Origin of the sequence: Amorphoplanes digitatis, assembly GCF_014205335.1 — a bacterium.
Lineage (GTDB): Bacteria > Actinomycetota > Actinomycetes > Mycobacteriales > Micromonosporaceae > Actinoplanes > Actinoplanes digitatus.
This window is the reverse complement of sequence record NZ_JACHNH010000001.1, coordinates 6,771,741-6,794,968: the sequence shown is the minus strand read 5'-3', so window position 1 is coordinate 6,794,968 and position 23,228 is coordinate 6,771,741. Positions and strand designations below refer to the sequence as shown.

16 protein-coding genes are annotated in these 23,228 nt (G+C 69.5%); 14 read left to right on the top strand and 2 right to left on the bottom strand.

Features of this window, described 5'->3' with window-relative positions; all coding sequences use genetic code 11:
- Window positions 1-15: 15 nt before the first annotated feature.
- From BJ971_RS29650 to BJ971_RS29610, 9 genes are all read left to right on the top strand, one after another.
- A complete protein-coding gene (locus BJ971_RS29650) occupies window positions 16-966 on the top strand; it encodes a branched-chain amino acid ABC transporter permease (protein ID WP_184996456.1) in 951 nt (316 codons plus the stop codon).
- Window positions 967-1,085: 119 nt separating this feature from the next.
- Complete coding sequence (locus BJ971_RS29645) at window positions 1,086-2,114, top strand: branched-chain amino acid ABC transporter permease (RefSeq protein ID WP_203709707.1); 1,029 nt, start codon at window positions 1,086-1,088, stop codon at window positions 2,112-2,114.
- Between the two features lie 127 nt (window positions 2,115-2,241).
- Window positions 2,242-3,009, top strand: a complete 768-nt coding sequence (locus BJ971_RS29640) for an ABC transporter ATP-binding protein (protein WP_184999179.1) — start codon at window positions 2,242-2,244, stop codon at window positions 3,007-3,009.
- Window positions 2,999-3,709, top strand: coding sequence for an ABC transporter ATP-binding protein (locus BJ971_RS29635; protein WP_184996454.1), 711 nt, complete (start codon window positions 2,999-3,001; stop codon window positions 3,707-3,709). The genes BJ971_RS29640 and BJ971_RS29635 overlap by 11 nt, the downstream gene beginning before the upstream one ends.
- A 33-nt stretch (window positions 3,710-3,742) precedes the next feature.
- Entirely contained in the window at window positions 3,743-4,648 is a 906-nt protein-coding gene (locus BJ971_RS29630) for an ABC transporter substrate-binding protein (protein ID WP_184999178.1), read from the top strand.
- Window positions 4,649-4,655: 7 nt separating this feature from the next.
- Entirely contained in the window at window positions 4,656-5,657 is a 1,002-nt protein-coding gene (locus BJ971_RS29625; protein ID WP_184996453.1) for an amino acid ABC transporter permease, read from the top strand.
- Complete coding sequence (locus BJ971_RS29620) at window positions 5,654-6,436, top strand: amino acid ABC transporter ATP-binding protein (RefSeq protein WP_275411409.1); 783 nt, start codon at window positions 5,654-5,656, stop codon at window positions 6,434-6,436. Before BJ971_RS29625 ends, BJ971_RS29620 begins: the two co-directional genes overlap by 4 nt.
- 54 nt (window positions 6,437-6,490) lie before the next feature.
- On the top strand, window positions 6,491-9,184 hold the full coding sequence (gene polA, locus BJ971_RS29615) for a DNA polymerase I (protein ID WP_184996452.1): 2,694 nt from the start codon (window positions 6,491-6,493) through the stop codon (window positions 9,182-9,184).
- 1,367 nt (window positions 9,185-10,551) lie between these two features.
- The gene (locus BJ971_RS29610) at window positions 10,552-10,914 is read left to right on the top strand and encodes an ArsR/SmtB family transcription factor (protein ID WP_239087841.1); all 363 of its coding nucleotides are present in this window, start codon (window positions 10,552-10,554) and stop codon (window positions 10,912-10,914) included.
- 1,081 nt (window positions 10,915-11,995) lie between these two features.
- Here BJ971_RS29610 and BJ971_RS29605 read toward each other — a convergent pair.
- On the bottom strand, window positions 11,996-12,811 hold the full coding sequence (locus tag BJ971_RS29605; protein WP_184999175.1) for a class I SAM-dependent methyltransferase: 816 nt from the start codon (window positions 12,809-12,811) through the stop codon (window positions 11,996-11,998).
- A gap of 346 nt (window positions 12,812-13,157) precedes the next feature.
- On the opposite strand from BJ971_RS29605, the gene rpsA reads away from it, so the two are divergent.
- The 5 genes from rpsA to BJ971_RS29580 all read left to right on the top strand — a co-directional run bounded on the left by rpsA (window position 13,158) and on the right by BJ971_RS29580 (window position 21,049).
- Window positions 13,158-14,675, top strand: coding sequence for a 30S ribosomal protein S1 (gene rpsA, locus BJ971_RS29600; RefSeq protein WP_184996451.1), 1,518 nt, complete (start codon window positions 13,158-13,160; stop codon window positions 14,673-14,675).
- An 82-nt stretch (window positions 14,676-14,757) separates the two neighbouring features.
- Entirely contained in the window at window positions 14,758-15,969 is a 1,212-nt protein-coding gene (gene coaE / locus BJ971_RS29595; protein ID WP_184996450.1) for a dephospho-CoA kinase, read from the top strand.
- A gap of 380 nt (window positions 15,970-16,349) precedes the next feature.
- Entirely contained in the window at window positions 16,350-18,482 is a 2,133-nt protein-coding gene (gene uvrB / locus BJ971_RS29590) for an excinuclease ABC subunit UvrB (RefSeq protein ID WP_184996449.1), read from the top strand.
- Window positions 18,483-18,559: 77 nt separating this feature from the next.
- Window positions 18,560-19,480 (top strand): GNAT family N-acetyltransferase, encoded by a 921-nt coding sequence (locus tag BJ971_RS42335; RefSeq protein ID WP_184996448.1) that lies wholly within the window; start codon window positions 18,560-18,562, stop codon window positions 19,478-19,480.
- A 573-nt stretch (window positions 19,481-20,053) separates the two neighbouring features.
- A complete protein-coding gene (locus tag BJ971_RS29580) occupies window positions 20,054-21,049 on the top strand; it encodes a TerC family protein (protein ID WP_184996447.1) in 996 nt (331 codons plus the stop codon).
- 269 nt (window positions 21,050-21,318) lie between these two features.
- Here the strand turns inward: BJ971_RS29580 and typA are convergent, their stop codons facing one another.
- Window positions 21,319-23,181 carry a translational GTPase TypA gene (gene typA, locus BJ971_RS29575; RefSeq protein WP_184996446.1) on the bottom strand — a complete coding sequence of 621 codons (1,863 nt, stop codon included), beginning with the start codon at window positions 23,179-23,181 and terminating at the stop codon, window positions 21,319-21,321.
- Window positions 23,182-23,228 lie beyond the last annotated feature (47 nt).

The following is a 23,228-nucleotide window of genomic DNA, read 5'->3' as shown; positions in this document are numbered from 1 at the left end:
TTTCAGGAGCCCCTTGTGAACTTCTCCGGTCTGATTCAGGACTTCGGGCCGCTCACGATCACGGGCCTGGCCCAGGGCGCGATCATCGCGCTCTTCGCCCTGGGTTACACCCTGGTCTACGGCGTCCTTCGCCTGATCAACTTTGCGCACTCCGAGGTCTTTCTGCTCGGCACCTTCGCCTGCATCTGGGCGTGGGAGCTCTTCGGTCTCGACCAGAACACGGCGATCCCGTCCGTTCCGGCCGTGATCGGTCTGCTGGTACTGGGACTGGTGGCGGCGATCGTCCTGTCCGGTGTCACGGCACTCGGTGTCGAATTCATCGCCTACCGGCCGCTGCGTAAGCGCAACGCGCCGCCGCTGGCCTTCCTCATCACCGCGATCGGCGCGTCCCTGTTCATCTCAGAGACCATGGGCGTCATCACCCAGCGCAACATCAGGGCGGTGCCGGCGCTGATCCATCCGCGAGACGTCTTCGTGATCGGCAACATGCATGTCACGAATCTTCAGATTCTGATCATCGTGCTGGCGCTCGTGATGATGTTCGTGCTCGACCGCTTCATCAACAGCTCCCGGCTGGGCCGCGGCATCCGCGCGGTGGCGCAGAACCCGGACAGCGCGGCGCTGATGGGCGTCAACAAGGGCCGCGTGATCTCGCTCGTCTTCCTGCTGGGCGGTCTGATGGCCGGTATCGCGGCGGTGATGTACGACCTGAAGGTTGGTGTCACGCGTTTCGACGCCGGCTTCCTGCTGGGCATCGAGGCGTTCACGGCGGCGGTGCTCGGCGGTATCGGCAACCTGCGCGGCGCGCTGGTCGGCGGCCTGCTGCTCGGGCTGCTGCAGAACTACGCGGCGTCGCTGTTCGGCACGGAGTGGCTGCACGCGGCGTCGTTCGTGCTGCTCGTGTTGATCCTGCTGGTCCGTCCGACGGGCCTGCTGGGCGAGTCTCTCGGAAGGGCGAGGGCATGACCGAGGCGACAAGTTCGACTCCGGAGCAGACTCCGGCGCCGGCGAAGAAGGCCAAGAGTGACTCGGGCGGCGTCCGGGGCTGGTTCGGCCGGCAGAGTCCGGTGGTGCGCGGGGTCCTGATGGTGGTGTTCGCGGCTCTCGCGTTCCTGCTGCCGTACGTGGGCGAGATCCCCGTGATCGGGCCGCAGATCGTCACCCAGGGTGTCGACTGGCCGAGTGCGCTGTTCAACATGTCCTACTACGTGCTGCTCGCGCTGGGCCTGAACGTGGTGGTCGGCTTCGCGGGCCTGCTCGACCTGGGCTACGTCGGCTTCTTCGCCGTCGGCGCCTACACCGTCGCGCTGCTGACCTCGCCGGACAGCGTCCTGCGTACCGAATGGGGCTGGCTGGCCGCGGTGCCGGTCGGTCTCGCGGTCGCGATGGTCTCGGGTCTCATCCTGGGCTGGCCGACGCTGCGCTTGCGCGGTGACTACCTGGCGATCGTGACGCTGGGCTTCGCGGAGATCATCCGGATCGTGGCGACGAGCACCGAGACGTTGCGCGGTGACCGGGGCTTCGCGGACATCCCGCACCCGCCGGGCACGCTGGCCGACGGCAAGCCGATGTTCGGCGTTGCCGACGCGACGCCGTACTACTGGCTGGGTCTCGCCGTGATCATCCTGGTGATCCTCGCGGTGCGGAACCTGGACCGCAGCCGGGTCGGCCGGTCGTGGCTCGCGATCCGCGAGGACGAGGAAGCCGCCGAGATCATGGGCGTGCGGACGATCAAGTACAAGCTGTGGGCGTTCGCCATCGGCGCGTTCATCGGCGGCCTTGGCGGCGTGATGTTCGCGGGCGAGCAGGGCTTCATGAACTCGGGCACGTTCGTGCTCCAGTTCTCGATCCTGGTGCTGGCCGGCGTCGTCATGGGTGGTGCGGGCAACATCGCCGGTGCCATCCTGGGCGGTGCGCTGATTTCGTACATTCCCGACCGGCTGCGCGGCATCGAGGACCCGATCTGGCACACCGACCTGTTCGGTTTCCGGTTCGCGATCTTCGGTGCGGTGATCATCGCAATCATGATCTTCCGGCCGCAGGGCCTGATCCCGAGCCGGCGGCGTGCGATGGAGCTCAAGGACCGCGAGAAGGAGGTGGCTCCCATTGAGTGAGCCGCACATCGAGACGCCGCAGGAAGCCGACGCCGCCAACGCGCGTCCGGTAGACCAGGCGGCGCCAACGGGCAAGACCACCGCGGTAGCGAGCACGCCGGTCAGCGACGAAGAGCGCTCGGGCGAGGTGCTGCTGGTCGTCGACAACGTGACGCTGCGCTTCGGCGGCGTCGTCGCGCTCAACGAGGTCAGCTTCAGCCTGCGCAAGGGTGAGATCTTCGGTCTCATCGGCCCCAACGGTGCCGGCAAGACGACGTGCTTCAACGCGATGACCGGCGTCTACCGGCCGACCAGCGGCGGCATCCGGTTCCAGGGTGAGTCGATCGTCGGAAAGAAGAAGCACGAGATCACCCGCGGCGGGATCGCCCGCACGTTCCAGAACGTGCGGCTGTTCCCGGAGATGACCGCGCTGGAGAACGTGATGGTCGGCGCGGACGCCCACCACAAGACCAGCGTGATCAGCGCCCTGTTCCGGCTGCCCCGGTTCTGGCGCGAGGAGCGCAGCGGCCGGGACCGGTCGTTGCAGCTGCTGCGCTTCGTCGGCATCCACGAGCGGGCGGGCGAGGTCGCTCGCAACCTCTCGTACGGCGAGCAGCGGCGGCTGGAGATCGCCCGGGCACTGGCGACGAACCCGACGCTGCTGTGCCTGGACGAGCCGGCGGCCGGCTTCAACCCGGCGGAGAAGGAAGACCTGCTCGCGCTGATCCGCAAGATCCGCGACACCGGGGTGACGGTGCTGCTCATCGAGCACGACATGCGTCTGGTCATGGGCGTCACGGACCGGATCGTGGTGCTGGAGTTCGGCAAGAAGATCGCGGAGGGTACGCCCGCCGAGGTGCGGGACAATCCCGCCGTGATCGCGGCGTACCTGGGGGTGCCCACCGATGCTGCTTGAGTTGCAGGACGTCACGCTGCTGTACGGGCGCATCCAGGCCCTGCACGGCATCAGCCTGAACGTCGGCGAGGGCGAGATCGTCGCTCTGATCGGCGCGAACGGCGCCGGCAAGTCGACGACGATGCGGGCGATCTCCGGGCTGCGCCCGGTGGCGCAGGGCTCGATCAAGTTCGATGGTGAGGACATCACCAAGCTGCGCGCCGATCTGCGGGTCGTGCGGGGTGTCTCGCAGTCGCCGGAGGGCCGGGGCATCTTCCCCGGCATGACGGTGCGGGAGAACCTCGAGATGGGTGCGTACACGCGACGCAACCGGGCCGAGATCAACCAGGACCTGGACCGGGCGTTCAGCCTGTTCCCGCGGCTCAAGGAGCGCGAGAAGCAGGTCGGCGGCACCATGTCCGGCGGCGAGCAGCAGATGCTCGCGGTCGGCCGGGCGCTGATGAGCCGGCCGAAGCTGCTGCTGCTCGACGAGCCGTCCATGGGCCTCGCGCCGATGCTGATCCAGCAGATCTTCGACATCATCGTCGAGATCAACCAGCAGGGCACGACCGTGCTGCTGGTGGAGCAGAACGCCCAGCAGGCGTTGTCGCGGGCGCACCGCGCGTATGTGCTGGAGACCGGCCGGATCGTGAAGACCGGAACCGGCGCAGAGCTACTGACCGACCCCTCGGTCAAGGATGCCTACCTCGGCGTTGCCTGAGTAACTCGAAACACCATTGAGGAGTTGACGACGATGTTCCGCACCACCCCTTTGCGGCGCGCGATCGTGGGCCTGAGCGCCGCGTTTGCGATGACCGTTTCCCTGTCCGCCTGCGGTGAGGAGTCGGGTGACACCGGCGCGGGTACCCCCGTGCCCACGGCCTCGGCCGACACGTCGCTGGCCGACAAGGTCCCGGCCGAGATCAAGGCCGCCGGCAAGCTCACCATCGGCACGGACTCCTCGTACGCGCCGAACGAGTACCTGGACGCCGACGGCAAGACGATCATCGGTTTCGACGTCGACCTGTTCGACGCGGTGGCGCAGAAGCTGGGCCTGACCACCGAGTGGCAGTCGGCCAAGTTCGACGCGATCATCCCGGGCGTGACCTCGGGCAAGTACAACGTCGGCGTCTCGTCGTTCACGGTCAACGCCGAGCGCGAGAAGGAGGCCACCATGGTCTCCTACTTCTCGGCGGGCACCCAGTGGGCGGCCAAGGCCGGCGCGGCGATCAACCCGGACGACGCCTGCGGCAAGAAGGTCGCCGTGCAGGTCGGCACCGTGCAGCTCGACGACATCACCGCGCGGTCGAAGAAGTGCACCGACGCCGGCAAGGCGAAGATCACGATCGACCAGTACCAGGCGCAGAGCGACGCCACCAACGCGGTCGTCTCCGGCAAGGACGACGCCATGCTGGCGGACTCGCCGGTCGGCGCGTACGCGGTGAAGCAGACCAACGGCCAGCTGGCCCTGGTCGGCGACATCTACGACGCGGCGCCGTACGGGTACGTCCTGCCGAAGGCGCAGGCCGAGTTCGGTGACGTCATCAAGCAGGCGCTGGCGGCGCTGATCGCCGACGGCACCTACAAGACGATCCTCACCAAGTGGGGCGTCGAGGCCGGCGGCATCACCGACCCGGCAGTCAACCCGCAGGTCTCCTGACCCACGCATGACAACGGAGACACAGTCCGGACGGGCACGACCCGAGGCCATCAAGGCCGTGCCCGTCCGGCACCCCGGGCGCTGGGTGGCGATCGCGGTCCTGGCCGTGCTGACCGCGATGTTCCTGCACCTCGTGCTGACCAACGAGCGCTTCAACTGGCACTTCATCTTTGTCAGCATGGGCGAGGGCAAGCGCGGCGCCATGTTCACCGGCCCTGTGCTCGAGGGCCTGCGCGGCACGATCGTGCTGACCGTGCTGGCGATGATCATCGGTGTCGGGCTCGGCATCGTCGTCGCGATCATGCGGCTGTCGACGAACCCGATCCTGTCCAGCGTCGCGTTCCTCTACACCTGGGTCTTCCGGGCGGTGCCCCGGCTGGTGCTGGCGATCCTCTTCGGCAACCTGGGCATCCTGTGGGAGCGGATCGGTCTCGGCCTGCCGTTCGACCAGCAGATCGGCAACCTTTTCGGGATCCATGACCTGAACGCGCAGTTCTACAGCATCAGGGCAACGGACCTGCTCTCCGGGTTCGTCGCCGGCGTGCTGGCGCTCGGGTTGTCCGAGGCCGCGTACATGGCCGAGATCGTCCGGGCCGGCATCCAGTCCGTCGACGAGGGGCAGTCCGAGGCGGCCTCGGCGCTGGGGCTGTCGCGCGGGCAGGTGCTGCGGCGCATCGTGCTGCCGCAGGCGATGCGGGTGATCGTCCCGCCGACCGGCAACGAGACCATCGCCATGGTCAAGGACACCTCGCTGGTGGCGTTCGTGCCGGTGACCTATGAGCTGTTCTTCCAGTTGCAGGCGATCAGCTCGCGCACCTTCGTGGTGCTGCCGGTCCTGATCGCGGCCTGCATCTGGTACCTGATCCTGTGCAGCGTGCTGATGGTGATCCAGTACTTCGTGGAACGGCACTTCGGGCGCGGCTACGGCGCCGCCGGGAAGGCCCGGATGCGCCTGAGCGGCCTGACGGCCGAGCAGGGCGGCAAGATCGGCGAGGGAGGCACGCCATGACGGTCACGGACGACAAGACCGCCGAGATGGTACGCGCGGACAACGTGCACAAGTCCTTCGGCTCGCTCGAGGTGCTCAAGGGCATCGATCTGGTGGTCAAGCCGGGCGAGGTGTGCTGCGTGCTCGGGCCGTCCGGCTCGGGCAAGTCGACGTTCCTGCGCTGCATCAACCACCTCGAGAAGATCAACGCAGGCCGGATCTTCGTCGACGGTGAGCTGATCGGCTACCGCGAGCGCGGCGGCAAGCTGCACGAGCTCCGGGACCGCGAGGTCGCCGAGCAGCGCCGCGCCATCGGCATGGTGTTCCAGCGGTTCAACCTGTTCCCGCACATGACGGTGATGCAGAACGTCATGGAGGCGCCGCTGCGCGTCAAGCGTGAGAACCGGGGCGAGGTCCGGGAACGGGCGGCGGCGCTGCTGGAGCGGGTCGGCCTGAGCGCGAAGAAGGACAACTACCCGGGGCAGCTCTCCGGCGGCCAGCAGCAGCGGGTCGCGATCGCCCGGGCCCTGGCCATGCGGCCCAAGCTGATGCTCTTCGACGAGCCGACCAGCGCGCTCGACCCGGAGCTCGTCGGCGAGGTCCTCGACGTGATGAAGGACCTGGCCCGCGACGGCATGACCATGATCGTGGTCACCCACGAGATCGGTTTCGCCCGTGAGGTCGGCGACTCGCTGATCTTCATGGACGGGGGCGTCGTGGTCGAGCAGGGCCCGCCGCGGGAGGTCATCGGGAACCCGCAGCAGGAGCGAACCAAGGCGTTCCTCAGCAAGGTGCTGTAAAGCGGGCGGGGCGGTCGGCGTTCCTGTCATACCTCGCGACTAGAGTTCTGCGACGTGAGTGACGACGCCCAGACCCCCCGCTTGCTGCTGCTCGACGGGCACTCGCTGGCCTACCGCGCCTACTACGCGCTGCCGGTGGAGAATTTCTCCACCCAGACCGGCCAGGCGACGAACGCCGTGTTCGGCTTCACCTCGATGCTGATCAACATGCTGCGCGACGAGAAGCCCACGCACATCGTGGTCGCCTTCGACGTCTCGCGGGTGTCGTTCCGCACCGAGCTGTATCCGGAATACAAGGCCGGCCGCGCCGAGACCCCGACGCCCTTCCAGGGCCAGGTGAGCCTGGTCAAGGAGGTCCTCGAGGCGCTGCGCATCCCCGTGGTGGAGAAGCCCGGCTACGAGGCCGACGACGTCATCGCGACGCTCTCCAGCCAGGCCCGCGAGGCCGGCATGGAGGTCGTCATCTCCACCGGCGACCGGGACGCGTTCCAACTCGCCGAGGAGCACGTCACGATCCTCTACCCGGTGCGCGGCGTGTCCGAGGTCTGGCGGATGACCCCCGAGGCCATCGAGACCAAATACGGCGTGGCGCCCGACCGCTACCGCGACAAGGCCGCCCTGGTCGGCGAGACCAGCGACAACCTGACCGGCGTGCCCGGCGTCGGCGACAAGACCGCCGCCAAGTGGATCAATCAGTACGGCGGGCTCGACGGCATCGTCGCGCGCGTCGACGAGATCAAGGGCAAGGCGGGTGAGAGCCTGCGCGACCACCTGGCCGAGGTCATGCGCAACTACAACCTCAACGCGCTCGTCCGCGACCTCGAGCTGCCGCTGCGCCCCGAGGACGTCAGGTGGCAGGGCTGGGACCGCGAGGCCGTGCACCAGGTCTTCGACGCGCTCGAGTTCCGGGTGCTGCGCGAGCGGCTCTATTCGTACCTGGAGGCGGTCGAGCCCGAGGCCGAGTCCGGCTTCGACCTGTCCGGCGCCGTGCTTCGCCCCGGCGAGGTCGCGGGCTGGCTGGCCGAGCACGCCCTTGAGGCCCCGGTCGGCGTGGCCGTCACCGGCCGCTTCGGCCGCGGCACCGGCGAGCTGACCGGCATCGCGGTCGCGACCGGCGACGGCCCGGCCGCCTGGTTCGACCCCACGGCGCTGGACGAGAGCGACGAGCGCGCGGTCGCGGCCTGGCTGGCCGACGCCGACCGGCCGAAGGTCATCCACGAGGCCAAGTCGGCGATGCTCGCGTTCCGCGCGCACGGCTGGACCCTGGCCGGCGTGCGCGTCGACACGGCCCTGGCGGCCTACCTGGCCAAGCCCGACCAGCGTGCCTACGACCTGACCGACCTCGCCCTGCGCTACCTCAAGCGCGAGCTGCGCGTCGACGCCCCCGAGAACGGCCAGCTCACCCTCGACGGCCTCGGCGAGGACGAGGGCACCGCGGAGCAGAACGTCATGCTCCGCGCCCGCGCCACCCTCGACCTGGCCGACACGATCTGCGAGGAGCTGTCCCGCGACGACGGCGCCTCGCAGCGCCTGCTCGCCGAGGTCGAGCAGCCCCTGTCGATCGTGCTCGGCGAGATGGAGCACGTCGGCATCGCCGCCGACACCGCCTACCTGTCGGAGCTGGAGGCGCACTTCGCCGCAGAGGTGAAGTCGGCGCAGCAGGGCGCGCACGAGGTGGTCGGGCGCGAGTTCAACCTCGGCTCGCCCAAGCAGCTCCAGGAGATCCTCTTCAACGAGCGTGGCCTGCCCAAGACCAAGAAGATCAAGTCCGGCTACACCACCGACGCGGACGCGCTGCAGAACCTGTTCGCGCAGACCGGCGACCCGGTCCTGGCGCACCTGCTGCGCCACCGCGACGTGGCCAAGCTGAAGTCCACGGTGGACGGCCTGCTCAAGTCGGTCTCCGACGACGGCCGGATCCACACCACGTTCAACCAGACGGTCGCCGCGACGGGCCGGCTGTCCTCGACGGACCCCAACCTGCAGAACATCCCGATCCGCACCGAGGAGGGCCGGCGCATCCGCCGCGCGTTCGTCGTGGGCGACGGCTACGAGCAGCTGATGACCGCCGACTACAGCCAGATCGAGATGCGCATCATGGCGCACCTGTCCGGCGACGAGGCCCTGATCGCCGCGTTCAACTCGGGCGCCGACTTCCACGCGGCCACGGCCTCGTCGGTCTTCCACGTCCCGCTCGACGAGGTCATCCCGGACCAGCGCCGCAAGATCAAGGCGATGAACTACGGCCTCGCGTACGGCCTGAGCGCCTTCGGCCTCTCCAACCAGCTCAGCATCGGCACCGACGAGGCCCGCGCCCTGATGGAGGAGTACTTCGAACGCTTCGGTGGCGTCCGCGATTACCTACAGGCGGTGGTCCGCCGCGCCGTCCAGGACGGCTACACGGCCACCATCCTCGGCCGCCGCCGCTACCTGCCGGACCTGAGCAGCGACAACCGCCAGCGCCGCGAAATGGCCGAACGCATGGCCCTCAACGCCCCGATCCAGGGCTCCGCCGCCGACATCATCAAAATCGCGATGCTCCGCGTCGACACCGCCCTGCGCACCACAGGCCTGACCTCCCGCATGCTCCTCCAGGTCCACGACGAACTGGTCTTCGACGTCGCCCCAGGCGAACGCGAGGCCCTCGAGGCCCTGGTCCGCCGCGAAATGGGCGGCGCCTACCCCCTGTCGGTCCCCCTCGAGGTCTCAGTCGGCGGCGGCCAGGACTGGAACGTAGCCGGCCACTAAAGCCCTCACAGCCAAACCAGCACACCAGCCGGGGCCGCGGCCCCGGCTACGTCCCCGCGCCACAACGCTCGCCCCGAGCCGCCCACAACGCGCCCGCGCCGCCCGGCAACGCGGCACGGCGCGGCACGGCACCGAGAATGTCACCGGGCGGTTGCGCTGGCGACCGCAGCGGCAGTCGCGGTGGCGGCGGTGATCGCAGCGCCATGCGAGGGCAGCGGAGGCGGCGGTCGCGGTAGTGGCGGCAACGGCAGCTGCGTCAGTGGCGACTGCTGTGCGAAAGCAGTGACCGCGAGACGCTGCGGCGGCGCCAGTGTCCGCGGTCGCGGTAGCCGGCGGCAGCGACGAGCGGCGGCGATCGCCACTCCGCACGTGCTTGTGCGAGACGCCTTGTAGGGCTTCGTTGCGGAGTGCACCGTTCTCTGTGATGTCGGGGGTTGACGACACAGGTTGCTCGCATGTGTGCGCGCTCATCGTGGGCGGGCCACGGCTCCGCACGTCTAGGCAGATCCCGCGCGGGCGCCAGAGCTGAACCCGGGCCGAGGGGGTCTATTCGACGATGAAGCCCGCGCCCCGCGCCCCGCGCCCCGCGCCCCGCGCCCCGCGCCCCGCGCCCCGCGCCCCGCGCCCCGCGCCCCGCGCCCCGCGCCCCGCGCCCCGCGCCCGCGCCCCGCGCCCCGCGCCCCGCGCCCCGCGCCCCGCGCCCGCGCCCCGCGCCCCGCGCCCCGCGCCCCGCGCCCCGCGCCCCGCGCCCCGCGCCCCGCGCCCCGCGCCCCGCGCCCCGCGCCCCGCGCCCCGCGCCCCGCGCCCCGCGCCCCGCGCCCCGCGCCCCGCGCCCCGCGCCCCGCGCCCCGCGCCCCGCGCCCCGCGCCCCGCGCCCCGCGCCCCGCGCCCCGCGCCCCGCGCCCCGCGCCCCGCGCCCCGCGCCCCGCCTGTTGCCGTGAACGTTCGACCTCCGACCCATGTGATGCCGAGATGGCCTGATCGACGGCCATCTGGTCGGAACGGTCCGGTCGCGCCGACCCTGATCGGCCCCGAGGCCGACGATCTTTCGGTCGCGCCGGGGCGATTCTCACGGTTTAAGGGCAGGCGCAGGTGATTCCGACCACTATCGATGTGTGTCGAATCATGTCCATGGCGGGTGTCCGAGGTGGACTGCGGATGACGAAAGGTTGCGGCCCGAGCGTCGGTCAACCTCCGACAGCACCATCCACCTCGGATTCCGCAGCACGGGCGCCGTGTTCCGGTACCTAGCGGAATTCGTTGCCGAATAATGCATTCTGTCATTTGGGCGACGATGGGACAGCGCTCCGCAATCACAGTCAATTAGCGGATACCCGAAGCTTGCTTCCGTTTGCAAGGGTGGGCTGATGTCGAGTTCAACGATCGAATTGACGAAGTCGCCGGGCGCGTGGGCGCCCGTCGTCCACGGGTCGCTCGATGCGGACCAGGCGCGGGCGTTCGCCCCGATGTTCAAGGCGCTGGGCGACCCGGTGCGCCTGCGGCTCCTGTCGATGATCGCGTCCGCCGGTGGCGGCGAAGTCTGCGTCTGCGACCTCACCGGCTCGTTCAAGCTGACCGGCCCGACGATCTCGCACCACCTCAAGGTTTTGCGCGAGGCCGGCCTGGTCGACAGCGACCGCCGCGGCACATGGGTCTACTACCGACTCGTCCCAGCGGCGCTCGTACTACTTGCCGGGCTCCTCGACGTCAGCGGCGCCGCGGCAGCCTGACCCGACGCGCCTGTCGTCGCCCGCCGTCCGGCCCCGGCCTGACCGGGTAGTCGCGATGGGTCGGCCTGGCTTGGCTGGTCGGCTCGCAGTGTCCGGCCCGGCTCAGGTTGGGTCGCTGGGACGGGCCGGTCCGGCTTGGGCTGGTCGGTTCGGGGTGTCTGGCCCGCCTCGGGTGGGTTGCTGGGACAGGGCGCTCTGGCTTGGGGCTGGTTGGCTCGCAGTGTCTGGCCCGGCTCGGGTTGGGTTGCTGGGACGGGTCGGTCCGGCTTCGCTGGTCGGCTCGCAGCGGTCTGGCCCGGCTCGGGCGGAGGCTGTGACGGTCTGATCCAGCCGGGTCGTCGTAATGGTCCGACCGGCCACCGCGTCGCTGTGATCCGCCCAACCCCACATGACCAAGACCTGTGCGCGGTGCAGCGGGCACGGAGACCAAGCGGTAGCGGAGCTGGCTGGGCCGGCGCCTTCAAACATCGTTCCGGCCTCGATCCGGGCTGGCCGAACCGGCGCCAGCGGCGAACACGCCGTCGTCGGCGAGGCGCGCACCCGCGGCCACTTCGCTCGGGCACGTCGCCCGGCAGTTCGGTGGGCAGGACGACGGCGTCCGGCTCCGACGGTCTCTCGTTGGTCCGATGCCTGCGCCCGGCTGCGATGCGTGGTCTCGGCCGCGCTGTCCGGTTCGGCGGCTGGAGCGGGTACTCGGCCGCGGTCTGATGCCTCGGCCGGGCCGATGTCCGGCCGCGATGAGTTCGTCCCGGCCGGTGGGCCTGGCGTGGAAGCACCCGGCCGCAAGAATTCGCCGCAGCCAAGACCGCGACAATCCCCGCCCCTTGCGGCTCGTGTTTCGGGGCCTATGGCTGCTCACGTCCGCAGCTCGCAGCTCATGTCTGCAGCTGGTGGTCCGCAGCCCGCGGTTCGTGGTTGCGGTTCGTGGCCCGTAATCCCGTGGCCCGTAATCCCGTGGCCCGCAATCCCGTGGCCCGCAATCCCGTGGCCCGTGGCCGTGCTCAGCGAGCTCCTGCCGGACCACCAGACGCCCTAGCGTGCCGTGACCCGGAATCGCTCCGCCACGCGGTTGGGTGGCCGGCTAAGACGGCAGGTGGCTGACGAAGATGGCTGTGCCGGGGAAGAGGCGGCCGCGCAGCGGGCTCCACTGCCCCCAGATCTGATCGTGACCCTCCGGCCACTCCGGCTCCACCAGGTCGTTCAGCACGAACCCCGCCCCGACCAGCTCGCGGATCCGGTCGCCGAGCGTCCGGTGCTGTTCCACGTAGCTCGGCACCCCGTCCGCGTCCTGCTCGACATACGGCCGGCGGTCGAAGTAAGGGTGCGTCGCCACCAGGCCCTCCTCGCCCGGCTCGTCCAGGAAGATCCAGCGCATCGGGTGGGTGATGGAGAACACCCACCGCCCGCCCGGCTTGAGGACCCGGGCCACCTCCTTCATCACCATGCCGGAGTCCGCCACGAACGGGATCGCGCCGAACGCCGTGCAGACCACGTCGAAGGACGACGTCGCGAACGGCAGTGCCAGCGCGTCGGCCTGGACCAGCGGCACAGTCACGCCGCTGCGGTCGGCCGCCGCGCGGGCGTGCTGGAGCATCCCCGCCGACAGGTCGAGCGCGACCACGTCGGCGCCTTGGCCGTCCAGCCAGCGCGCTCCCGCGGCCGCGCCGGCGCCCAGCTCAAGGATCCGCCGGCCGCGGACCTCGCCCAGCAGGCCGGCGTCCGCCTCCCTCAGGCCCTCGGGGCACCAGACGAAGTCCACGTCGCCGAGGAACGAACCGTGCTCCTCCTGGTAGTCGTCGGCGTCGAGGTCCCACCAGTGCCGGCTGGCCGCGCGGCTCTCGTTGTCGGTCACGGCCCGGCGGAGCGCGCCGGCGGCGGGAGATGGTTGCGCTTCGATCACCGTTCAGACGGTACGGGGGACCTACGACATCTCCGGAGCCAGGGCGAGATGGGGTCTAAACGGCACAAAAAGTCCTGGGTACGGAGTTTGCCTTCAACAATGTGCCTCGGTCATCAGGAGGCCTTGCAACCTGTGGTAATGCGCACGGTAAGCTAGTCGATGCACTCGCGGATCGTGTGCCTCGGCAGGGAGCAGGTTCCGCAAGTCGTCGGTCCCAGCATGATCCTGCTCGCCTGATCTGACCTCAGTTGTCGTGATCACCGGATGTTCGTGCTGTGCCCGCCGGCAGTTCCGCGGGGCGCGAGAGTCACCACGACACCATCCGTTCGGAGCAACAGTCCACATGACGAGCAGCATCGAGGCCACCTCGAGCGCCAACAAGGTCACCGTCGACGATCTTGGCTCGGAGGAAGCATTCCTCGCAGCCATCGACGAGACCATCAAGTACTTCAACGACGGCGACATTGTCGAAGGCACCGTCGTCAAGGTCGATCGGGACGAGGTCCTGCTCGACATCGGCTACAAGACCGAGGGCGTCATCCCCTCGCGCGAGTTGTCGATCAAGCACGACGTGGACCCCGCGGAAGTGGTGTCGGTCGGTGACCACATCGAAGCCCTCGTCCTCACCAAGGAGGACAAGGAAGGCCGCCTGATCCTCTCGAAGAAGCGTGCGCAGTACGAGCGCGCGTGGGGCACGATCGAGAAGATCAAGGAGGACGACGGCGTCGTTCGCGGCTCCGTCATCGAGGTCGTCAAGGGTGGCCTCATCCTCGACATCGGCCTCCGCGGCTTCCTCCCGGCCTCCCTGGTCGAGATGCGCCGTGTCCGCGACCTCCAGCCGTATGTGGGCCGGGAGCTCGAGGCGAAGATCATCGAGCTGGACAAGAACCGCAACAACGTGGTCCTGTCCCGCCGCGCCTGGCTCGAGCAGACCCAGTCCGAGGTTCGCACCGAGTTCCTCAACAAGCTCCAGAAGGGCCAGGTCCGCAAGGGCGTCGTGTCCTCCATCGTCAACTTCGGTGCCTTCGTGGACCTGGGTGGCGTGGACGGCCTGGTGCACGTCTCCGAGCTCTCCTGGAAGCACATCGACCACCCGTCCGAGGTCGTCGAGGTCGGCCAGGAGGTCGAGGTCGAGGTGCTCGACGTCGACCTGGACCGCGAGCGCGTCTCGCTGTCGCTGAAGGCGACCCAGGAAGACCCGTGGCGTCAGTTCGCCCGGACCCACGCGATCAACCAGATCGTGCCGGGCAAGGTCACCAAGCTGGTTCCGTTCGGTGCGTTCGTCCGCGTCGACGACGGCATCGAGGGCCTGGTGCACATCTCCGAGCTGGCCGAGCGGCACGTCGAGCTGCCCGAGCAGGTCGTCCAGGTGGGCTCCGACGTCATGGTCAAGGTCATCGACATCGACCTCGAGCGTCGCCGGATCTCGCTGTCGCTCAAGCAGGCCAACGAGAACTTCGTCGAGGGCGAGGAGCACTTCGACCCGACCCTCTACGGCATGGCTGCGACGTACGACAACGAGGGCAACTACATCTACCCGGAGGGCTTCGACCCCGAGACGGGTGAGTGGCTCGAGGGCTTCGACAAGCAGCGCGAGGTGTGGGAGAAGCAGTACGCCGACGCTCGCGAGCGCTGGGAGGCCCACACCAAGCAGGTGCAGGCGTCCCGCGAGGCCGACGCCGAGGCCGCGCTCAACCCGGCTCCGGCCGGTGGCGTGACCACCTCGTCGACCTCCACCTCCACCAGCACGTCGACGAGCTCGTCCTCGCCGGCGCGTGCGGCGGAGGAGCCGGCCGGCACCCTGGCCACCGACGAGGCGCTCGCCGCTCTGCGCGAGAAGCTCGCCGGCGGCAAGAGCTGACCCAGCTCGTAGCCAGTAGCTAGCAAGGCTCGAGGGCCGTCCGCGATTTCGGTCGCGGGCGGCCCTTCGGCATACTTGCCGCGTGCTGAAAGTAGGTCTCACCGGTGGAATCGGCGCGGGTAAGAGCGCGGTCGCGCAGCGCCTCGTCCAGCGCGGCGCGATTCTGATCGACGCCGACCGGCTCGCGCGCGAGGTCGTCGCCGCCGGCACCGACGGCCAGGCCGCGGTCGTCGAGGCCTTCGGCCCGGCGGTCCTCGGCCCGGACGGCGAGCTGGACCGGCCCGCGCTGGGCGCGCGGGTCTTCGGAGACGAAGCGGCCCGCCGCCGGCTCGAGAGCATCATTCACCCCCGGGTACGCGCCCGTACGGCCGAACTGACGTCCTCGGCACCGCCGGACGCGATCGTGGTCAACGACGTGCCGCTGCTTGTCGAGACCGGGCTGGCGCCGTCGTACCACCTGGTCGTCGTGGTCGACGCCGACCCGGCGCTCCGGATCGAGCGGCTCGTGACGCTCCGCGGCATGACGCGGGAGCAGGCGGCCGCCCGCATCGCCGCACAGGCCGACGAGGCCGTCCGGCGCGCGGCAGCGGACGCGCTGATCGCCAACGATGCCGGCCTGGACGAGCTGGACGCGCGGGTCGAGCGGCTGTGGCAGGACCGGCTGCGCCCGTACGAGATGAATCTCCGCCTCGGACGCCATGCCCCGCACGACCGCGCGCTGCACGTCGTACCCCCGGATCCGACCTGGCCGGAGCAGGCAGGCCGGGTGATCGCACGGATCCGGCACGCGCTGCGACCGCAGGTCGGCGCGGACGCCGACGTCTCGCACATCGGGTCGACGGCCGTGCCGGGGCTGCCGGCGAAGGACCGCCTCGACCTGATGCTGGCCGTGCCGACGCTGGAGGAGGCCGACAGGCTCTCCGACGCCCTCGGCGGCGCGGGCCTGCCGCGCCGGGAGGGCGAGTGGTACGACAATGCCCGCGGCCTGCCCGGCAAGACCTGGCCGAAGCGGATGCACGGAAACGCCGACCCGGGCCGGCCGGTCAACCTGCACGTCCGGGTGACCGGGTCGCCCGGGTGGCGATTCGCGCTGCTCATGCGCGACCACCTGCGCGCGGTCCCCGCGGCGCGCGACGAGTACGCCGCGGCGAAGGAACGCTGGGCCGCGCGGCACGGCGACGTGGCCGGCTATGCCGAGGCGAAGGAGCCGTGGTTCGACGCCGAGGCCGTGGCCGCGGAGGAGTGGGCGCAGGCGACCGGCTGGCAACCGGCCACCGACCAGCCGAAACCGTAGTCGGCCAGGCAGCGCCTTCCTCGCCGACGCCTCCATGCCGACGGACTGCCTCGCCCGGGGTGGGTGGTGCTCGGCGTGAAGCGTCCGGGTGGTGCCGGACACGAAGGGGCGCCCGCGGCGGCCGGTCGGCGCTGAGCGCGACCATCATCAGGTGCGCGCGCCGAGCAATGTCGGGGCAGCAACCTGCGTGCCGACGCGGCCGCACCGTGTGGTGGTGTCGGACCGGGCCGGGCGGCCGCCGCGAGCGGCCTACCGAGTCACCGTAGCGTCGCCGCCGAACGGTGGACAATGCCGTTTTCGGCGGCCGAATGTGCACCCTCTGAACCGGCCCTGGCGGCAGCCGCTGAAAGTTGTCACACCCCCGACGTACCGTGGTCCCCATGGCGCTCGACATCCCACGACTCGACGGCCGCTTCGAGGTCATCAGCGATTACCAGCCGGCCGGTGACCAGCCAACGGCCATCGCCGACCTGGAACGCCGGGTGCGCCGCGGCGACCGCAACACGGTGCTGCTCGGCGCGACCGGCACCGGCAAGAGCGCCACCACCGCCTGGCTCATCGAGAAGCTGCAACGTCCGGCGCTCGTGCTCGCGCCCAACAAGACCCTCTGCGCCCAGCTGGCCAAGGAGTTCCGCGAGCTGCTGCCCAACAACGCTGTCGAATACTTCGTCAGCTACTACGACTACTACCAGCCCGAGGCATATATCGCCCAGACCGACACCTACATCGAGAAGGACTCGTCGGTCAACGAGGAGGTCGAGCGGCTGCGCCACTCGGCGACGATGTCGCTGCTCACCCGCCGCGACGTGATCGTGGTCGCGACCGTCAGCGCGATCTACGGCCTGGGCACCCCGCAGGAATACGTGGACCGGGCGGTCCGTGCCAAGGTCGGGCAGGAGGTCGACCGCGACAAGCTGCTGCGGCGCCTGGTCGACATCCAGTATTCCCGCAACGACATGGCCTTCCAGCGCGGCACGTTCCGGGTGCGCGGCGACACCCTCGAGATCATCCCGGCCTACGAGGAGCTCGCGATCCGCATCGAGCTGTTCGGCGATGAGATCGAGAAGCTCTACTACCTGCACCCGCTGACCGGCGAGATCGTCCGCGAGGTCGACGAGCTCGTGATCTTCCCGGCGACGCACTACGGGGTCGGTCCGGAGCGGATGGAGCGGGCGATCCGCGACATCGAGGCCGAGCTCGCCGAGCGGCTGGCCGAGCTGGAGCGCCAGGGCAAGCTGCTCGAGGCACAGCGGCTGCGGATGCGCACCACCTACGACATCGAGATGATGCGCCAGGTCGGCTTCTGCAACGGCATCGAGAACTACTCGATGCACATGGACGGCCGGTCGCCCGGCGACCCCGCCTACACGCTGCTCGACTACTTCCCGGACGACTTCGTCACCGTCATCGACGAGTCACACGTGACGATCCCGCAGATCGGCGGGATGTATGAGGGCGACGCCTCCCGCAAGCGCATCCTGATCGAGCACGGCTTCCGGCTGCCCAGCGCCGCCGACAACCGGCCGCTGCGCTTCGACGAGTTCCTCGAGCGGGTCGGGCAGTTCGTGTTCCTGTCCGCGACGCCGGGGCCGTGGGAGATGCAGGAGGCGCAGGGTGAGTTCGTCGAGCAGATCATCCGCCCGACCGGCCTGGTCGACCCGCAGGTCGTGGTCAAGCCGACCAAGGGCCAGATCGACGACCTGATGCACGAGATCAAGCTGCGCACGGAGAAGGACGAGCGGGTCCTGGTCACGACGCTGACGAAGAAGATGGCCGAGGACCTCACCGACTACCTGCTGGAGAACGGCATCCGCGTGCGCTACCTGCACTCGGAGGTGGACACGCTGCGCCGCGTCGAGCTGCTCAAGGAGCTGCGCAAGGGCGACTACGACGTGCTGGTCGGCATCAACCTGCTGCGCGAGGGCCTCGACCTGCCGGAGGTCTCGCTGGTGGCGATCCTCGACGCGGACAAGGAGGGCTTCCTGCGCAGCGGGCGCTCGCTGATCCAGACGATCGGCCGCGCGGCCCGCAACGTCTCCGGCGAGGTCCATATGTACGCGGACAAGATGACCCCGTCGATGCGCAACGCGATCGAGGAGACCGACCGCCGCCGGGCGAAGCAGATCGCCCACAACGAGGCCAACGGCATCAGCCCGGAGCCGCTGCGCAAGAAGATCCACGACATCCTGGACGACATCTACCGCGAGGCCGAGGACACCGACGTCGCGGTCGGCGGGCACGGGCCCGGCGGTCACGTGGTGGGCGGCGGCGGCCGCCAGATGTCGCGCGGCAAGGGCCCGGTCCCGGAGACCCGCTCGAAGGCCCGCGGGTCGTCGGTGCCGGCCCGCGAGGGCATGGCCCGCGCCGAGCTGGCCCAGCTGATCCAGGACCTGAACGACCAGATGCTCGCGGCGGCGCGCGAGTTGCAGTTCGAACTGGCGGCCCGAATCCGTGACGAGGTCAAGGAACTGAAGAAGGAACTCCGCGGCATGGACATGACCGGCGTCCGCTGAACGAGCTCACGGAGCTTCGGGGCGTGGGTGCGGCGGCGGCCGTGGGGGTGGCTGGGGTGGATTACTAGGCTGGCCGCGTGTCTGTGATCGAGGGCGTGACCTGGGGGCCGCTGGCGTTCGAGGATCTGCGGGATCCCCAGGCGGGTGACACCGAACTGGTTTTGCTGGCTCGGCGGTGTCTTGACGCCGACGGTGGTCTGCCGCTTGCGGCCGATCCGGGCTTTCTGCGCGGTCGGTGGGCGGCGCCGGGGGGCGTGGCCGTGCAGGCGCGTGACCGCGCGGGTGTGCTCGTCGCCGCCGGTGCGGTGCGGCCCGGTGGGGACGGGGACGGTGCGACGTTCGCCGGGATGGTCGACCCGGCCGCGCGGGGGCGTGGGCTCGGTGCCCACCTGCTGAGCTGGGGGCTGGCGGAGGGCGGTCGGCACGCGGGTCCGGTCACCGTCGAGACCGAGTCGCTCAACGGCGGTGCCGAGGCGTTGTTCGTGGCGCGGGGGCTGCGGCAGGTCTTCGCCGAGGACGTCATGCGTGTCGACCTGGCTGCCGCCGTACCGGATCGGGGTTGGCCCGAGGGTGCGATCGTGACCGGCTGGAGCGAGGCGGCCGCGGGGCGCTTTCATGCGGTCTATGAGGCCGCGTTCCGTGAGCGGCCCGGGTTTCCGGGGTGGACCGCCGAGGAGTGGATCGCCGATCTGGTCGAGGACGACGAGTTCCGGCCCGCCTGGTCCGTGATGGCGACCGTGCCCGGCCTCGGCGACGCCGGGTTCGTGACGGCGACGGTCGACTGGATCGTGCAGGTCGGCGTCGTGCCGGCGGCCCGGGGGCGGGGGATCGGCGCGGCGCTCGTCGCCGAGGGGCTGCGACGGATGCGCGCCGACGGCGGCACCCACGTCTGGCTCAACGTCAACGTCGACAACCCGGCCGTCCGCTTGTACCGCAAGCTGGGGTTCGAACACCGGGGACGCCGGGCCCGCTACCGGTTCCCAGCGACCGAAGCCTGACGATTCCGCGCCGACCTGGCGCCGACCGCCGAGGGTGGGTCGGCGCCACGCCGAGCTCGTGTCGAGTCGGGGGCATTCGCTGGCCGTCACGACGTGACTCACTTCGTGCGGCCGGCTTGGCTTCCTGAAGCGGCCGGGTCTGGCGATTCGTACGCCACAGCGGCCTGGGCTTCGAGCGTTTGCGCCCAGGAGGCGTGGGTTCCTCAAAGGCGACCGGTATGGCGATAGAACTAGCCTCCTAGGATGCCCAAGGAAGTGTGCCGCGGCGAGGAAAAGCCGCTCTCTGTCCGGTTCCGCGGCCCCGAGCGGCACAAAAAGCCGAGAGTCGCAACACGATTGGCAGGGTGGAGTGGGGTTCCGGTCGTAGATGCGACACAATAGGCGCGTAGGAGGGGAGTATTCCTCTGCACCGGTCTCGTCAGCACGGTTTTCACCTCGCGGTGGGCCCGGGGCCGGTGGTCGTCGCCCGCCGGGCGACGGCGGAAGAGACCTCCGACAGTCGCACGTCGCTGTGGCCCTCGGAATCGAGTGGGCGCAGCGATGGACCGTGTCTGCCGGAGGTTCTCGTTGAACGTGTCCGCCTGGGTTTGGATCGTTACCCTGATCGCCCTGGTCGTTGTCCTCGCCGTCGATCTGCTGATCGTCGGTCGCCGCCCGCACGAGCCGAGCATGCGCGAGGCCGGAGGGTGGGTCGCGTTCTACGTCGGCCTGGCGCTGGTTTTCGGGGTCGGAGTGTGGCTCGTCTCGGGCGGCCAGGCCGCCGGTGAGTTCTATACGGGCTGGCTGACTGAGTACAGCCTGTCGGTCGACAACCTCTTCGTCTTCGTGATCATCATGGCCCGCTTCGCCGTGCCCCGGCAGTTCCAGCAGAAGGTGCTGCTCATCGGCATCGTGCTCGCGCTGGTCATGCGCGGCGCGTTCATCGCCGCGGGTGCCGCCCTGATCACGCAGTTCTCGTGGGTCTTCTACATCTTCGGCGCGTTCCTGGTCTACACGGCCATCACGCTGTTCAAGCAGGGTGAGAACGACGAGGAGGACTTCAAGGAGAACATCCTCATCCGGTGGTCGAAGCGGGCGCTGCCGATCTCGTCGTCGTTCGACAGCGGCAAGATGACCATGATCACCGAGACCGGCCGGCGGCTGTTCACGCCGATGCTGATCGTCATGATCGCGATCGGTACCACCGACCTGATCTTCGCGCTCGACTCGATTCCGGCGATCTTCGGCATCACGAAGGAGCCGTACCTGGTCTTCACCGCGAACGTCTTCGCGCTGATGGGCCTGCGCCAGCTGTACTTCCTGCTCGGCGGGCTGCTGGAGCGGCTGATCTACCTCAACATCGGGCTGGCGTTCGTGCTCGCGTTCATCGGCGTGAAGCTCTTCCTCGAGGCCCTGCACACAAACACGCTGTCGTTCATCAACGGCGGGCACGGGGTGCACTGGGCGCCGGAGATCCCGATCTGGCTGTCGCTGCTGGTCATCCTCGGCACGCTGGGCATCGCCACGGTCGCGAGCCTCTACAAATCGTCCCGGGACCGCCGGAAGGACCTGGTCAACTCCGGGGTCTGAGCAAGCGACGGGCCTGGGCGAGCGACGGGCCTGGGCGAGCGACGGGCCTGGGCAAGCGACGGGCCTGGGCAAGCGACGGGCCTGGGCAAGCGACGAGCCTGGGCAAGCGACGAGCCGGAGCAAATGACGGGCTTGAGCATATGACGGGCCTGGGCGAACGACGGGCCTGAGCGAACGACAGGCTTCAGCAAAAGAACACGGCCCGCGGTCCGAGACCGCGGGCCGTGCCATGAGGGTGCGGAGCGTAGCGGCGCTCCGTACCCTTCGTGCTACTGGTGCTTGCGTCGCGCGGCGGCGCGGCCGCGGACCTGCTGGTCGAGCTCCACCTTGCGGATGCGTACCGCCGCGGGGGTGACCTCGACGCACTCGTCCTCGCGGCAGAACTCGAGGGCCTGCTCCAGTGACAGCTTGCGCGGCGGGATCAGGCGCTCGGTGTTGTCCGCGCTCGCGGCGCGCATGTTGGTGAGCTTCTTCTCCTTGGTGATGTTGACGTCCATGTCGTCCTCGCGGGAGTTCTCGCCGACGATCATGCCCTCGTACACCTCGGTGGTCGGCTCGACGAACAGCTGACCGCGCTCCTGCAGGTTGATCATCGCGAAGCCGGTGACCACGCCGGCCCGGTCCGCGACGAGCGAGCCGTTGTTGCGGGTGCGCAGCTCGCCGAACCACGGCTCGTAGCGCTCGAACAGGTGGTGCATGATGCCGGTGCCGCGGGTCTCGGTGAGGAACTCGGTGCGGAAGCCGATCAGGCCGCGCGCGGGCACCAGCCACTCCATCCGGAGCCAGCCGGTGCCGTGGTTGATCAGTTCCTCCATCCGGCCCTTGCGGGTGGACAGCAGCGTGGTGATGGCGCCCATGTACTCGTCGGGGGCGTCGATGGTCAGGCGCTCGACCGGCTCGTGCACCTTGCCGTCGATCGTCTTGGTGACCACCTGGGGCTTGCCGACGGTCAGCTCGTACGACTCGCGGCGCATCTGCTCGACCAGGATGGCCAGGGCGAGCTCGCCGCGGCCCTGCACCTCCCAGGCGTCCGGGCGCTCGGTCGGCAGGATGCGCAGCGAGACGTTGCCGATCAGCTCCTTGTCGAGACGGTCCTTGACCATGCGGGCCGTGACCTTGGCGCCCTTGACCTTGCCGACCAGCGGCGAGGTGTTGGTGCCCAGAACCATGGAGATGGCCGGCTCGTCGACGCTGATCAGCGGCAGCGGGATCGGGTTCTCCGCGTCGGCGAGGGTCTCGCCGATCATGATCTCGGGGATGCCGGCGACGGCCATGATGTCGCCCGGGCCGGCGCTCTCGGCCGGCTTGCGCTCCAGGCCCTCGGTGATCAGCAGCTCGGAGATGCGGACGTTGCTGATCGTCCCGTCGGTCTTGCACCAGGCGACGGTCTGGCCCTTGCGGATCGTGCCCTCGTGCACGCGGCAGAGCGCGAGGCGGCCGAGGAACGGCGAGGCGTCCAGGTTGACGACGTGCGCCTGCAGCGGAGCGTCCTCGGTGTAGGTCGGTGCCGGGATGGTCTCCAGGATCGTGCTGAACAGCACCTCGAGGTCGGTGCTGTCCTCCGGGACGGTGCCGTCCTTCGGCTGGGTCAGCGAGGCGATGCCGTCGCGCGCGCACGCGTAGACGATGGGGAACTCGATCTGGTGCTCGTCGGCGTCCAGGTCGAGGAAGAGCTCGTACGTCTCGTCCACGACCTCCTTGATCCGGGCGTCGGGGCGGTCGACCTTGTTGATGATCAGGATGATCGGCAGCTTGGCCTGCAGGGCCTTGCGGAGCACGAAGCGGGTCTGCGGCAGCGGGCCCTCGCTGGCGTCGACGAGCAGGGCGACGCCGTCGACCATGGTGAGGCCGCGCTCGACCTCGCCGCCGAAGTCGGCGTGGCCGGGGGTGTCGATGATGTTGATGGTGACGGGTCCACCGTCGGCGGGCCGGTAGCTGATCGCCGTGTTCTTGGCGAGAATGGTGATGCCCTTTTCCCGCTCCAGGTCCATGGAGTCCATGACGCGGTCGGCCATCTCGCCACGCGCGTGGGACTGGCTCCCCTGGCGCAGCATGGCGTCGACCAAGGTTGTTTTGCCATGGTCGACGTGGGCGATGATGGCGACGTTGCGTAGGTCGGTGCGGGTCTGCATGGCCACCATTGTCCCCGGCGTTTGTATCGGACGACGTTCCGGGGGTC

What these genes read in the sequence shown, in the direction of transcription:
- BJ971_RS29610 (WP_239087841.1), top strand. Translation starts at nt 10,552, where the DNA reads ATGTCGAGTTCAACGATCGAATTGACGAAGTCGCCGGGCGCGTGGGCG.
- rpsA (WP_184996451.1), top strand. Translation starts at nt 13,158, where the DNA reads ATGACGAGCAGCATCGAGGCCACCTCGAGCGCCAACAAGGTCACCGTC.
- BJ971_RS29620 (WP_275411409.1), top strand. Translation starts at nt 5,654, where the DNA reads ATGACGGTCACGGACGACAAGACCGCCGAGATGGTACGCGCGGACAAC.
- typA (WP_184996446.1), bottom strand. Translation starts at nt 23,181, where the DNA reads ATGCAGACCCGCACCGACCTACGCAACGTCGCCATCATCGCCCACGTC.
- BJ971_RS29635 (WP_184996454.1), top strand. Translation starts at nt 2,999, where the DNA reads ATGCTGCTTGAGTTGCAGGACGTCACGCTGCTGTACGGGCGCATCCAG.
- BJ971_RS29645 (WP_203709707.1), top strand. Translation starts at nt 1,086, where the DNA reads ATGGTGGTGTTCGCGGCTCTCGCGTTCCTGCTGCCGTACGTGGGCGAG.
- BJ971_RS29625 (WP_184996453.1), top strand. Translation starts at nt 4,656, where the DNA reads ATGACAACGGAGACACAGTCCGGACGGGCACGACCCGAGGCCATCAAG.
- BJ971_RS29630 (WP_184999178.1), top strand. Translation starts at nt 3,743, where the DNA reads ATGTTCCGCACCACCCCTTTGCGGCGCGCGATCGTGGGCCTGAGCGCC.
- uvrB (WP_184996449.1), top strand. Translation starts at nt 16,350, where the DNA reads ATGGCGCTCGACATCCCACGACTCGACGGCCGCTTCGAGGTCATCAGC.